This window comes from Dongia deserti, from assembly GCF_003574735.1.
In the GTDB taxonomy this organism is placed as follows: domain Bacteria; phylum Pseudomonadota; class Alphaproteobacteria; order Dongiales; family Dongiaceae; genus Dongia_A; species Dongia_A deserti.
The window spans coordinates 70,293-82,733 of the sequence record NZ_QORW01000020.1 but is presented as its reverse complement, the minus strand read 5'-3'; the positions used below and the strand labels follow the sequence as shown (position 1 = coordinate 82,733).

The following is a 12,441-nucleotide window of genomic DNA, read 5'->3' as shown; positions in this document are numbered from 1 at the left end:
ATGGATTTGGGTGCAGAGTTGCGTGCAGAACTGGTGAAGGCGGTGGCGACCGTGATCGATCGCCATGCCGACGAATTGACGTCGCTCGATCAGGCGATCGGGGACGGCGACCACGGCATCAACATGAAACGTGGCTTCGAGGCTGTGCTTGCCGACGTCGCCAATCTCAGCGCCAAGCCCTGGCCGGATTTCCTGAAGGGTGTCGGTACCATGCTGGTGATGAAGGTGGGCGGCGCCTCCGGGCCGCTCTATGGCACCCTGTTCATGGCACTGGGCAAGGACCTGCCGGCCGAGCCTGGCCGCGCGGATCTGGTTCGCGCATTCCGCGGGGCGGTCACCGCCGTCCAGGCGCGCGGCAAGTCCGAGCGCGGCCAGAAGACCATGCTCGACGTGCTGATCCCGACAGCGGAGGCGCTCGAGGCAGGCACGGCGGATGCGGCTGCGGTTGCGCGCGCGGCTCACGCCGCGGCGGACGCGACGATCCCGGTCAAGGCGCTACGTGGCCGCGCCTCGTTCCTTGGCGATCGATCGATCGGGCACATGGACCCTGGCGCGCGTTCTTCGGCGCTCATGATCGAGGCCATCGCTTCAGTCCTGGAGAAAGCGTGATGGAGAGCGTCGGAGTCGTCATCGTCTCGCATTCGCCCAAGGTCGCGGAAGGCGCCGCCGACATGGTGCGCCAGATGGTGGGCGAAGAGGTGCCGCTGGCCTGGACCGGCGGCAATCCGTCAGGCGGTCTCGGCACCGATGTCGGCCAGATCATGTCAGCGATCGATCGCGCCTGGTCCAATGCCGGCGTGGTGGTGCTGGTGGATCTGGGCGGGGCGGAGACCAACAGCGAGATGGCGATCGAGATGCTGCCTGAGGAACGGCGCGGCAGGGTCTTGATCTGCAATGCGCCGGTGGTGGAGGGTGCGGTGGTGGCGGCTACGGAAGCGGCCGGCGGCTCGAGCGTCGATCTGGTGCGGCAAACGGCAGAGGAATATTCGGCACGATGAAGAACGGCGTAGCCACGGAGACAGCGGCGACCGGCGCGATCCTCATCGAGCATGAGGTCGGCCTGCATGCGCGCCCGTCGGTCAAGCTCACCAAGCTTGCGAAGACCTTCGCCAGCAAGATCGAGCTGGGCCTTTCCGGGAACGGCCCCTGGATCGATGCCAAGAGCATCGTCAAGGTGATGGCGTTCAGGGCTGCCAAGGGCTCGACCCTGCATTTCCGCGCCCATGGCGGCGACGCGCACGAAGCGGTGGCCGCGCTGGTCGAGCTGGTGCGCCGCGGTTTTGACGAAGGGCACGGCGGTGGGTGAGGTGTGCCTGATCGGCAGGCCCGCATCGCCGGGCCTGGCACTGAGCCGCCTGTTCGTACTGACGGATTCCGTCAGAAGCACTGCCGCGCGTCCGGCGGGAGATCCGGCTCGCGAAGCGGAGCGGCTTCGTGGGGCGATCATTGAAGCCATCAGAGAGCTGGAAGAGGTTTCGCGTCAGGCTCAGGAGGATGCGCGCGAAATGCTCGAGTTTCAGATCGCCATGCTCGGCGATGAGGCCTTGGCCGAGGCGGCCTTTGCGACCATCGCCGATGGCGAAGGCGCCGATGTCGCTTGGCGCGCGGCACTGGATTCTCAGGTCGAGGATTATGCGAACGCTGAAGATGAGTATTTCCGCGCGCGCAGCGCCGATCTCACCGATCTGCGCGATCGGGTGTTGCGCGTTCTTTCGGGAGAGGAGCAGCAGAGCGTTCCGGCCGGCACGGTTCTGGTGGCTCTCGACCTGCCGCCCTCGCGCTTTCTGGGGATCGAGTGGCGGGCCGGCTCGGCCATCGCCCTGGCGGGCGGCAGTCCGACCAGCCACGTGGCGCTGCTGGCGCGGGCGCGGGGCGTGCCCATGGTGGTCGGCCTCGGTGCGGACCTGATGGCGGTCAAGAGCGGCCAGGAAGCGATGGTAGATGGCGAGCGCGGCATACTGGTGGTCGCGCCGAATGAGACAACCCGTGCCGCCGCGCAATCGCGCGAAGCGGAGATCGAGCAGAGATCGGCCGTCGCCAGGCAATATCAACATGCGCCGGCCAGGCTGCCGAGCGGTGAAGCCGTGACGGTCATGATCAACACGGCAGGGCCCGACGAACTCTCTCTGCTCGATCCGGCGATCTGCGATGGCATCGGCTTGGTGCGCTCGGAGTTCCTCTTTCACGGCCCGACGTTGCCGGATGAGGAAGCCCAATACCGGGCCTATTGCCGGATCCTGGAGTGGGCGGGATCGCGGCCGGTCACCATCCGCACCTTGGACGCCGGCGGCGACAAGCCGGTCAAGGGCCTTACCATCGACGATGAAGGCAATCCGTTTCTCGGCATGCGAGGCATCCGCCTGTCGCTGCTGAAGCCCGATGTGTTCCGCGTCCAGCTGCGCGCCTTGTGCCGGGCGGCAACCCACGGCAATCTCAAGGTCATGTTACCGATGGTGGCGACGCCCCGCGACTTGGCGGAAGGCCGTGCACATCTCGACGCGGTCGTATCAGACCTTGCAGCACGCAAGGTTCCCCATGTCGTGCCGCCGCTCGGCATCATGGTGGAAGTGCCGGCGGCCGCAATCGCCATTGATCGCTTCGATGCGGATTTCTATTCCATCGGGTCCAACGATCTTATCCAGTACGTGATGGCGGCGGCGCGCGACATTGCATCGCTTTCCGACTATGCCGACGCCTCCGATCCGGCCGTGCTCAGTCTGATCGCTCGCACCGTGGCGCATGGGAAGCAAACGGGGCGTGAGGTCAGCCTATGCGGCGATGCGGCGTCCGATCCCGCGATCGTGCCGCATCTGCTCGGGACAGGCCTGCGCTCGTTGTCCGTGTCCGCCTCGTCGGTCGGCCTTGTGAAGGCCGCGATCGCGGGCGCGCTTGATCGGTGATGCCATGGCAGATGACGGCGACCGCTCCAGCGACGTCAATTGGGTGGTCGAATACAAGCGCATCCTGCTGCGCGTGCTCGATCTCAGGCCATCCGGCATGCGCCAGCGTCTGGCCGATGCGCTCGGCGCCAATCGCAGCTTCGTCTCGCAGATCACCAATCCGGCCTACCCAGTCCCGATCCCGCCGCGTCATGTTGAGATCATCTTCGACGTCTGCCGCTTTCCGGAGGCGGATCGACGCGCATTTCTGGAGGCCTATGAGCGGGCCCATCCCGGCCGCCTGCAGCAGCCGCATCGGCCAAGCCCGCATCTGCGCCACGTCACGCTGTATGTCCCGGATCTGGGCGACCCGGCCAGGAATGCCGAACTGGACAAGATCCTGAGCGACACGGCGATGCGGATCGCGGGGTTGATCTCCGGTCAGGCCGGCGGCAACGATGACTCAAAGGAATAGGGGAGGAACGCCATGAAAAAGCTGATCAACGGGACCGAGACCCTGTTGCAAGAGAGCCTCACCGGCTTCGCTGCGGCTCATGCCGACATCGTGACCCTGGGCGACGAACGCAAGTTCGTGCGCCGGCGCGATCTGAAGCGCGGCAAGGTCGGCCTGATCTCCGGCGGCGGCTCCGGCCATGAGCCTTTGCATGCCGGATTTGTCGGGCTCGGCATGCTGGATGCCGCGTGCCCGGGCCAGGTGTTCACGTCGCCGACGCCCGACCAGATGCTCGCCGCCGCGGAGGCGGCTGAGACCGGCGGCGGCATTCTCTTCATCGTGAAGAACTACGAAGGCGACGTGATGAACTTTGCCATGGCGGCAGAGATGGCGAACGGCAAGATCGCGACCGTCATCACGGATGACGACGTGGCCGTCGAAACCTCAACCTATTCGACTGGCCGCCGCGGCGTTGCCGGCACCTTGATCGTCGAACGCATGGTTGGCGCGGCCGCCGAAAAGGGCGCGGACCTCGAGGCGCTACAGGAGCTTGGGCAACGCGTGAATGCGCAGACCCGCTCCATGGGTGTTGCCTTGACCAGCTGCACGGTGCCGGCCGCCGGCAAGCCGACGTTCCAGATCGGCGAGGATGAGATGGAAATGGGCGTCGGTATCCACGGCGAGCCTGGCCGTCGGCGCGTCAAGCTGGCTGCTGCCGATGCGATTGCGGACGAGATGATGGGCGCCATCCTCGGCGATCTGAAACTGAAGTCCGGCAGCGAGGCTCTACTGCTCGTGAACGGCTTCGGCGGCACGCCGGCGATGGAACTCTACCTGATGTACAATTCCGCCAAGCGCATCCTGGACGGCAAAGGCATCAAGGTCGCACGCTCGCTCGTCGGGTCCTATGTCACATCGCTCGAGATGGCCGGTTGCTCGCTGACAGTCTCTGCGCTGGACAGTGAACTGACTGCCCTGTGGGACTCACCGGTTCATACCGCCGCGTTGCGCTGGGGAATTTAGCGGCTGAGAGCGCAATAACGCCGCAGGTGATATTCCTCGTCACCGAACATCAGGCGGATCATGGTCAGGCGCTTGAAATAGTGGCCGGCCGCGTATTCGTCCGTCATTGCAATCCCGCCATGCAGCTGGACTGCCTCTTCCCCCACATGGCGGGCGGCGCGACCGACTTGCACCTTTGCTGCCGAAACTGCGCGGCGTCTCACTACTGGATCGGATGAGTCGAGCGCGGCTATGCCGGCAAGCGCCATGGACTGCGCCAGCTGGCACTTCATGTACATGTTGACCATGCGGTGCTGGATCGCCTGGAAGGAGCCGATCGTCGCGCCGAACTGTTTGCGCACCTTGATGTAGTCGAGCGTCATGTCGTGCAGGCACCACATCGCCCCGACCGCTTCCGCGCAGATCGCTGCAGCGCCGGCATCCAGCGATGCTTCGACCGTGTCCAGCGCCGACCCTGCTGAGCCGACCAGGGCTTCCGCTGGCACGTGCACCTGATCGAAATGAAGATCGGCCGCCCAGCCATCGTCGTGCGTGCGATAGGCGCCGATGGCGAGACCCTTTGCATTCGCCGGGATAATGAACAGCGAAATCCCCTGGTGATCGCCGAGCTGCCCAAACATCCGAGCGCTGACCAGCAGATGATCAGCAACATTGGCATAGAGCGCCGCGATCTTGTTTCCGGTGATGATGAAGTGGTCGCCATCGCTCCGGACGCGCGTGGCCACGATGGACGGGTCGAGCTGCCCCGGCGCTTCAAGGTAGGCGAGGGCGAGTTTGGTCCGGCCTTCGGCGATTCCGGGCAGGATTGCCGCTTTCTGCGCCTCGCTCCCTGCCAACCGGACAGCCGTCGCACCGATCACGACGGTGGGAACAAACGGCGAGGTGACGAGCCCACGCCCGAACTGTTCCATCAGCAAGGCGAGATCGGCATGCGAGCCGCCGAGGCCGCCGTAATCTTCCGGCAGGGTCGCGGCGAGCCAGCCGAGTTCCGCGAACTGTGCCCAGACCGGATCGTCCTTGGAGCCAAGCTTGGCGAGCAGCCCTTTGCGCTTCTCGAAGCTATAGTCCTGCTGGCGGAAGCGCTCGAGGCTTTCCTTCAGCAGCCGTTGTTCGTCGGTGAAGGTGGGCAGCATGATCAGAGGCCGAGCACGGCTTTGGCGATGATGTTGCGCTGGATCTCGTTGGACCCGGCATAGATCGCGGTCTTGCGGAAATTGAAGTAGGGATACGCACTATCCTGGCCGCGTTGTGTCGCGGCCGCATCCGCGCCGCTTTCGTCCCGACGCGCGCCGAGCGCATAGCCGCCGGCGCACACCATCGCGAGCTCGAAGATGTCCTGCTGGATCTCCGTGCCGCGCACCTTGAGCATCGAGGCCTCGGGGCCGACTTCATTGGCGCCGTCCTGTTTGAACAGGAAGCGCACCTCCGTGATCTCCAGCGCGTCGAGCTCCATCTCGAGCTCCGCGACCCGCCGCTCGATGGCGTCTTTCTGCTCAAGCGCGTGGCGGAACGGGTCCTGATCCCGCACAAAAGACTTCAGCCGTGCAAGGCTCGCCAGCGAGCGCGAGACCTCCGCCGTGCCGAACCGCTCCAGGCTCAGCAGGTACTTCGCGATGGCCCAGCCTTTGTGCTCGTCACCCAAGCCATTCTCCAGCGGCACGCGCACATTGTCGAAGAACACCTGGTTCACTTCGTGCGTGCCTTCGAACAAGAGGATCGGCCGCACCGTGATACCCGGCGACTTGAGGTCGAGCATCAGGAAGGTAATGCCGTCCTGCTTGCGGCCGGTGTTATCCGTGCGGAACAGGCCAAACATCCAATCGGCGATGTGGCCTTCGCTGGTCCACATCTTTGAGCCGTTCAGCACATATTGGTCGCCGACGCGCTCGGCCTTGCATTGCAATGAGGCAAGATCCGAGCCGGCATTGGGCTCGGAGAATCCCTGGCACCAGAAGACATCGCCTTCCAGGATGCCCGGCAGGATCCGTTCCTTCTGCGCCTCGGTGCCGTAGGCCATGACGGTCGGCCCCAGCATGCCTTCGCCATAGATCATCGGGCGCGGCGCATCGCCCAGCGCGAGCTCACGCTCGAACACATAGCGCTGGTCGTCGCTGAAGCCCGGGCCGCCATATTCCTTCGGCCAACCAGGGCAGGCCCAGCCTTTGGCGCGCAGGATCTTGTGCCAGCGCTGCTGATCCTCACGCGGCAGGTCCATGCGCTCCTGTGCTACCTTGCGGCGGATCTCCTCCGGCAAATGGTCGCGGACAAAAGTCCGAACCTCGGCGCGGAAGGCGCGCATCTCCGCAGTCTCGAAGCGATGCCTGACTTCCAAACTGTCCTCTCGCTGGAAGATTTTCACCGTGCGACCTGTCTTAACGAATCTGGGCGCCCAGGCTTGCTTGGAAACGACGCCGCGATGACGTGTGACGGCGCGCACTTGGACAAGCCCGAACCTGTGCTAACTTTCGGTTGCTATTTCATCTGTCTGCGATCAATCCCGAGGGAGAATCACATATGATCAAGCGTATCCTGGCCGCGGCTGCGGTCGCGGCGGTCGTCGTCGCGCCACAGTTCATCGTGACCGAGGCCGACGCCGCGTCCGGCGTCAATGTCGGCTCGCTGAACTGCAACGTTGCGGGTGGCGTCGGTTTCATCTTCGGCTCGTCGAAGAATATCTCGTGCGTCTTCACAAAGCCGGACGGAACCGCCGAGCGCTATCATGGCGATATCGACAAATACGGCGTCGACATTGGCTTCACCGGCGAGGGCTACATGGTATGGGCGGTGTTCGCGCCCGGCCAAGTGCAGAAGGGCGCGCTGGCCGGCACCTATAGCGGCGCGACCGCCGATGCGGCGGTCGGCGTCGGCCTCGGCGCCAATGTGCTGGTAGGCGGCAGCAACAAGCAGATCGCGCTGCAGCCGGTCAGCATCGAAGGCATGACGGGCCTGAACGTGGCCGCCGGCTTCGGCCAGATCACCCTGAAGGTGGGCGCGAAGTAAGGTTGCCTGAGTAGGGGCGCTCCGTGGGGGCGCGCCATTCGCCTATGACGAGTTATTAGGCTGATCTTAAGCCGTAACCTGCTCCTCTTCCGTGCCTTTCTGGCTGGAAGGGGAGCAGGCTCTAGCGCGCGAACCAGCAGATAGAAAGAACCGCCGGCTGTGTCGTCTCGGCCCCGGCGCTCACTAAGCCCGGCTCAGGACACCACGGAGCGGTCGGGGCTGTCGGTCGAGGTCCAGCGCGAGAACAAAGAGCCTTGCGTAGCGCAGCTTCCGGCGTGCGCCTGCAGCCAGGAATCTGCGAAGCTGATCGACGAAGCAAGCATCCCGCCATGCGGCTTGCTTCTGGAGCGTGCGAAACGAAGCGAGATCTCCCTCTTCCGCCAGTATCGTTTCGATGACGTCGGGTCCGACCGCGCGAATGAGTTCGTCTTCCAGGTCGCGGTCGCAAACGAAGAATCCCTCTCTTTCGAGTTCATTGCGTGTATCGGGCTGCGCGTAGCCGGCCCGCGTCAATTCACGGCAAAAATGTCGCTCTTCGGCAGCATCGCACAAGCCGCTGACGCGCAGTCCGACGCCAGTCGGCCTGAAACGAGCAAGGAACCTCGATACAGACCGAGAGCCGCCGATCGGTACCACGACCACGCCTTCTTTCGTCAGGTCTCTTGCCTGGAGGCTTGCCAGAGTCTCGACAGCAATCTGATCGCTGATACCCTCGACCAGCACAATGGAACGAGCATGTCGGGCGCGTTCCAATGCAGCCGCGGTCGCTCGAAGCGGAGCATCAGCCCCGCTCGCGTATCCGGGAACGGAAAGGTCCCAGCGGCGTCGCGCGCCGGTGAGGCGGTCCCTCGATCGCGTCGGCACCATATCTGCGGCTTTATTGGCCAACCCCGCCACCCATGCTTTTTGACAGGCTCAGCAATCGTACACATCTCGGGACCTCTGCCTACGGATCGGCCTCCGAAGGCAACACGCACTAGCGCCAAACCTGACATCCAGGAAACATTAGGCTCCGTAGTCGGGAACCGGCCCGTTCAGCGCATTCGCTAATTGGCGGTTGCGGAAGTTTTCCACATTGGCCAAGCCCCGAACGACGAACCAACAACGGGCCGTCGGTCCGATACCTAAGCCAGCCGCGCTGGCCTCCATTTCCCTACTTGCGCTTGCATCTTCCCCAACGACGTGCGGCCGCTGATCGTTAATCGCCTGATCCGGCTAAAATTCTGTCCAAACGGTCAATCTGAGCTTGATTTTCCTATTCGCCGCCGAAATGATGGCACGGGCCTGAATTCCGGGTAACAACAATGGGCCTGATAGGGTGGGACCGGTCGTCAGTCCGGGCCCAAGGCAAAACGGGAGACTGTTCATGAAGACGTTGATGCAGGCGGCCTTCGCCGCTGGTGCATTCTGCTTGGCCGCGTCGGCAGCGCTGGCGGAGCCGGCCGTGGTCTATGATGCCGGCGGCAAGTTCGACAAGTCGTTCAACGAAGCTGCCTACAACGGCATCGAAAAGTTCAAGAAGGAAACCGGCAGCAATTATCTTGAGTTCGAAGTGCAGGCCGACGCGCAGCGCGAGCAGGCCTTCCGCAAGATGGCTCAGCGCGGTGCCGATCCGATCATCGGCATCGGCTTCAGCCAGGAATCGGCGATTAAGAAAGTGGCACCGGAATTTCCCGACATCCGCTTCGTGATCATCGATTCTGTCGTCGATCTGCCCAATGTGCAATCGATCGTGTTCAAGGAGCAGGAAGGCTCCTATCTCGTCGGCGTCCTGGCGGCCCTCGCCAGCAAGACGGGCAAGGTCGGTTTCGTTGGCGGCATGGACATCCCGCTGATCAGCCGCTTCCAGTGCGGCTATTCGCAAGGCGCGAAAGCTGCCAATCCGAACGTGGACGTGCTCGCGAATATGACCGGCACGACGCCGGCGGCCTGGAACGATCCCACCCGGGGCGCGGAGCTCGCCAAGGGTCAGTTCGACCGCGGCGTCGATGTGGTGTTCGCGGCGGCGGGCGGCACCGGCACTGGCGTCTATCAGGCGGCCAAGGATGCCGGCAAGCTGGCAATTGGCGTCGATTCCAACCAGAACCACCTGCAGCCGGGCACCATGCTGACCTCGATGCTCAAGCGCGTCGATGTGGCCGTGTACGAAACCGCCAAGGCGGCGAAGGAAAGCACCTGGAAGCCTGGCGTCACGGTTCTCGGCCTGGCCGAAGGCGGCGTCGACTGGGCGCTCGACGAGCACAATAAGACGTTGATCACCGACGACATGAAGGCGAAGGTGGAGGCTGCCAAGGCCGACATCATCTCTGGAAAGGTCAAGGTGCACGATTACATGAGCGACAATTCCTGCCCGATCTGATCGGGTCTGGCTCTGGAATGCCAGCACAGCCCGTTGGCAATGCGGAATCGCCGTCGGCCGCAACCCGGCCGGCGGCGATCGAGTTGCGCGGCATCGACAAGTCGTTCGGCGCCGTTCACGCCAACAAGAATGTCAGCCTGACTATCGCGAAGAGTTCGATCCACGGCATCATCGGCGAAAACGGTGCCGGCAAATCGACCCTGATGAGTATTCTCTACGGCTTCTACACGGCCGATGCCGGCGAGATCCTCATCAACGGCAAGCCGGTGAAGATCCACGGCTCGCACGACGCGATCGCTGCGGGCATCGGCATGGTGCATCAGCACTTCATGCTGGTGGAGCCGTTCACGGTGCTCGAGAACGTCATGCTTGGCGCGGAAGACGGCGTCTTGCTGCGCGGCGGCGCTGGCAAGGCGCGGGCCGAGCTTGAGCGGCTGGCGCGGGATTACGGGCTCAATGTTGATCCCGATGCGCATATCTCTGATCTGCCGGTTGGCGAGCAGCAGCGCGTCGAGATCCTGAAGGCCTTGTTCCGCCATTGCGACATTCTCATCCTGGATGAGCCCACCGGAGTGCTAACGCCGCAGGAGACGGACCAACTCTTTCAGATCCTGCGCGCCTTGAATGCGCGCGGCGTCACCATCGTGCTCATCACCCACAAGCTGCGCGAGATCCTGGCGATCACCGATACCGTGTCGGTCATGCGGCAGGGCGAGATGGTCGCGACCTTGCCGACCAAGCAGGCGACGCGCGAGCATCTGGCGGAGCTGATGGTGGGGCGCAAGGTCCGCCTGGAGCTCGACAAGACCAAAGCGACACCGGGCGAAGTGCGGCTGTCGGTGCGCAATCTCACCGTCGTCGACGCCAAGGGCGTGAAGCGTGTCGATGATGTCGGCTTCGACCTGCGCGCGGGCGAGATTCTCGGTATTGCCGGCGTTTCCGGCAATGGCCAGAGCGAGCTGCTGGAAGCGTTGTCCGGTATCCGGCCGCTCTCAAGTGGCGGCATCACGCTATGCGACCTCGAGGTCTCTCCGGACGCACCTTACGGCCCGGCAGTCGTTCGCGAGTATGGTCTTGCCCATGTGCCGGAGGACCGGTTGCGCCTGGGCGTCGTGACGGCGTTCCCGGCCTGGGAATCCGTCGTGCTCGGGTATCACGACGACGAGGAGTATAACGGCCGCATCCTAATGGACCGCGACGCGATGACCAACGCCTGCGGCAAGCTGATGGAGCGCTTCGATGTGCGGCCGCGCGATCCGGAGCTCCGATGCGGTAATTTCTCCGGCGGCAATCAGCAGAAACTGATCCTGGCGCGCGAGATCGCGCGTCAGCCGAAGGTGCTGGTGGTCGGGCAGCCAACTCGCGGCGTCGATATTGGTGCTATCGAGTTCATCCACCGGCAGCTACTCGCCTTGCGCGATGCCGGTTGCGCCATCCTGCTGGTATCGGTGGAGCTGGACGAAGTGATGTCCCTCAGCGACCGCATCCTGGTGATGTTCCAGGGCCGGATCGTCGGCGAGGTTGATGGCGACGAAGCGGACGAGCGCACCCTCGGCCTCATGATGGCCAATGCGCACGCCCAGGCGGACGAGGCGGCATGAGCGCAGCGTCGCAAGCCGCGCTGCCGCGCTGGGTCGATATCGGCCTGATGCCGATCGTCAATCTGATCCAGGCTTTGCTGGTGGCCGGCCTGGTCGTGCTTATCATCGGTGTCAATCCGATCGACGCCATGCGCATCATGGCTTGGGGCGCGGTGTATGACTCCGTCGCGATCAGCTATACGCTCTATTACGCGACAGATTTTGTATTCACCGGCCTAGCCGTCGCGGTCGCATTCCATGCCGGCTTGTTCAATATCGGCGGGGAAGGGCAGGCCTATGTCGCGGGCCTCGGTGCAACGCTCGCGATCCTGCTGCTCGATGCTTACCTGCCCGGCATCCTGCTGATTCCGCTCGGCCTGATGGCTGCGATGGTGTTCGGTGCCGGCTGGGCGTTCATTCCGGCCTACCTGCAGGCCTATCGCGGCAGCCACATCGTGATCACGACGATCATGTTCAATTTCATCGCGGCGTCGCTGATGGTCTATATCGGCTCGGACCTTCTGCGCCCGCCAGGCGATATGTTGCCGAGCAGCCGCGAGTTCGGTGATGCCGCCCATCTGCCGCATGTCCACGAACTGGCGGCTCTCCTGGGCCTCAAGATGCCGAGCACGCCACTCAACCTATCGATCCTGTGGGCGGCGGCTTGCTGCGTGTTCGTGTGGATCTTCATCTGGCGCACGCGCTGGGGCTATGCGATCCGCGCCGTCGGCTTGTCACCGAAAGCAGCCGTCTACGCAGGCATCTCGCCGCAGCGCGTTATCCTGATCGCGATGTGCCTCTCCGGAGCGCTCGCCGCCGGCGTCGCCCTGAACCAGATCATCGGATATCACCATCGCCTGCTGCTGGATTTCGTGGCTGGCGCCGGCTTCACCGGCATTGCGGTGGCGCTGATGGGCCGCAATCATCCCATCGGCATTGTGCTGTCGGCGGTCCTGTTCGGCGCGCTTTATCAGGGGGGCGCCGAGTTGGCCTTCGAGATCCCGACCATCACGCGCGACATGATCGTGGCCATGCAGGGCCTAGTCATCCTGTTCTCCGGCGCGCTCGCCTATATGAACCGGCCGTGGATCGCGCGCGTCTACGCAATGTTCAACCGACGCGCGATCCTGGCGGAGGCGACCTGAG

Annotated in this window: 13 protein-coding genes; 10 read left to right on the top strand and 3 right to left on the bottom strand. The window is 63.9% G+C overall.

What is annotated here, in order from left to right:
• The 6 genes from dhaL to dhaK are packed head-to-tail and all read left to right on the top strand — an operon-like array spanning window position 1 to window position 4,356.
• Window positions 1-609, top strand: a complete 609-nt coding sequence (gene dhaL, locus DTX69_RS24720; RefSeq protein WP_119304253.1) for a dihydroxyacetone kinase subunit DhaL — start codon at window positions 1-3, stop codon at window positions 607-609.
• Window positions 609-998: a dihydroxyacetone kinase phosphoryl donor subunit DhaM gene (gene dhaM, locus DTX69_RS24715; protein ID WP_119304252.1), complete on the top strand. Its 390-nt coding sequence runs from the start codon at window positions 609-611 to the stop codon at window positions 996-998. The genes dhaL and dhaM overlap by 1 nt, the downstream gene beginning before the upstream one ends.
• Window positions 995-1,306: an HPr family phosphocarrier protein gene (locus tag DTX69_RS24710; protein WP_119304251.1), complete on the top strand. Its 312-nt coding sequence runs from the start codon at window positions 995-997 to the stop codon at window positions 1,304-1,306. Before dhaM ends, DTX69_RS24710 begins: the two co-directional genes overlap by 4 nt.
• On the top strand, window positions 1,281-2,900 hold the full coding sequence (gene ptsP, locus DTX69_RS24705; protein WP_284736048.1) for a phosphoenolpyruvate--protein phosphotransferase: 1,620 nt from the start codon (window positions 1,281-1,283) through the stop codon (window positions 2,898-2,900). Before DTX69_RS24710 ends, ptsP begins: the two co-directional genes overlap by 26 nt.
• 4 nt (window positions 2,901-2,904) lie before the next feature.
• Window positions 2,905-3,354 (top strand): hypothetical protein, encoded by a 450-nt coding sequence (locus DTX69_RS24700; protein WP_119304249.1) that lies wholly within the window; start codon window positions 2,905-2,907, stop codon window positions 3,352-3,354.
• Between the two features lie 12 nt (window positions 3,355-3,366).
• Complete coding sequence (gene dhaK / locus DTX69_RS24695) at window positions 3,367-4,356, top strand: dihydroxyacetone kinase subunit DhaK (protein ID WP_119304248.1); 990 nt, start codon at window positions 3,367-3,369, stop codon at window positions 4,354-4,356.
• On the opposite strand, the gene DTX69_RS24690 is transcribed toward dhaK, so the two are convergent.
• Both DTX69_RS24690 and DTX69_RS24685 read right to left on the bottom strand, forming a co-directional pair.
• Window positions 4,353-5,489: an acyl-CoA dehydrogenase family protein gene (locus DTX69_RS24690; protein ID WP_119304247.1), complete on the bottom strand. Its 1,137-nt coding sequence runs from the start codon at window positions 5,487-5,489 to the stop codon at window positions 4,353-4,355. The genes dhaK and DTX69_RS24690 overlap by 4 nt on opposite strands.
• Window positions 5,490-5,491: 2 nt before the next feature.
• A complete protein-coding gene (locus tag DTX69_RS24685) occupies window positions 5,492-6,688 on the bottom strand; it encodes an acyl-CoA dehydrogenase family protein (RefSeq protein ID WP_284736047.1) in 1,197 nt (398 codons plus the stop codon).
• A 182-nt stretch (window positions 6,689-6,870) separates the two neighbouring features.
• Between DTX69_RS24685 and DTX69_RS24680 the strand changes: the two genes are divergently transcribed.
• On the top strand, window positions 6,871-7,356 hold the full coding sequence (locus DTX69_RS24680) for a DUF992 domain-containing protein (RefSeq protein WP_284736046.1): 486 nt from the start codon (window positions 6,871-6,873) through the stop codon (window positions 7,354-7,356).
• Window positions 7,357-7,539: 183 nt separating this feature from the next.
• Here DTX69_RS24680 and DTX69_RS24675 read toward each other — a convergent pair whose 3' ends face one another.
• Window positions 7,540-8,244: a TOPRIM nucleotidyl transferase/hydrolase domain-containing protein gene (locus tag DTX69_RS24675; protein WP_284736045.1), complete on the bottom strand. Its 705-nt coding sequence runs from the start codon at window positions 8,242-8,244 to the stop codon at window positions 7,540-7,542.
• A 478-nt stretch (window positions 8,245-8,722) separates the two neighbouring features.
• Here DTX69_RS24675 and DTX69_RS24670 point away from each other — a divergent pair, with 478 nt between their 5' ends.
• The 3 genes from DTX69_RS24670 to DTX69_RS24660 are packed head-to-tail and all read left to right on the top strand — an operon-like array spanning window position 8,723 to window position 12,440.
• A complete protein-coding gene (locus DTX69_RS24670; protein ID WP_119304246.1) occupies window positions 8,723-9,715 on the top strand; it encodes a BMP family lipoprotein in 993 nt (330 codons plus the stop codon).
• A gap of 17 nt (window positions 9,716-9,732) precedes the next feature.
• On the top strand, window positions 9,733-11,316 hold the full coding sequence (locus DTX69_RS24665; RefSeq protein ID WP_119304245.1) for an ABC transporter ATP-binding protein: 1,584 nt from the start codon (window positions 9,733-9,735) through the stop codon (window positions 11,314-11,316).
• Complete coding sequence (locus tag DTX69_RS24660; RefSeq protein WP_119304244.1) at window positions 11,313-12,440, top strand: ABC transporter permease; 1,128 nt, start codon at window positions 11,313-11,315, stop codon at window positions 12,438-12,440. The genes DTX69_RS24665 and DTX69_RS24660 overlap by 4 nt, the downstream gene beginning before the upstream one ends.
• The last annotated feature ends 1 nt before the right edge of the window (window position 12,441 follow it).

Coding starts and splice junctions, on each gene's coding strand:
- DTX69_RS24680 (WP_284736046.1), top strand. CDS start 6,871: ATGATCAAGCGTATCCTGGCCGCGGCTGCGGTCGCGGCGGTCGTCGTC.
- DTX69_RS24660 (WP_119304244.1), top strand. CDS start 11,313: ATGAGCGCAGCGTCGCAAGCCGCGCTGCCGCGCTGGGTCGATATCGGC.
- DTX69_RS24670 (WP_119304246.1), top strand. CDS start 8,723: ATGAAGACGTTGATGCAGGCGGCCTTCGCCGCTGGTGCATTCTGCTTG.
- DTX69_RS24665 (WP_119304245.1), top strand. CDS start 9,733: ATGCCAGCACAGCCCGTTGGCAATGCGGAATCGCCGTCGGCCGCAACC.
- DTX69_RS24710 (WP_119304251.1), top strand. CDS start 995: ATGAAGAACGGCGTAGCCACGGAGACAGCGGCGACCGGCGCGATCCTC.
- dhaK (WP_119304248.1), top strand. CDS start 3,367: ATGAAAAAGCTGATCAACGGGACCGAGACCCTGTTGCAAGAGAGCCTC.
- dhaL (WP_119304253.1), top strand. CDS start 1: ATGGATTTGGGTGCAGAGTTGCGTGCAGAACTGGTGAAGGCGGTGGCG.
- DTX69_RS24690 (WP_119304247.1), bottom strand. CDS start 5,489: ATGCTGCCCACCTTCACCGACGAACAACGGCTGCTGAAGGAAAGCCTC.
- dhaM (WP_119304252.1), top strand. CDS start 609: ATGGAGAGCGTCGGAGTCGTCATCGTCTCGCATTCGCCCAAGGTCGCG.
- DTX69_RS24700 (WP_119304249.1), top strand. CDS start 2,905: ATGGCAGATGACGGCGACCGCTCCAGCGACGTCAATTGGGTGGTCGAA.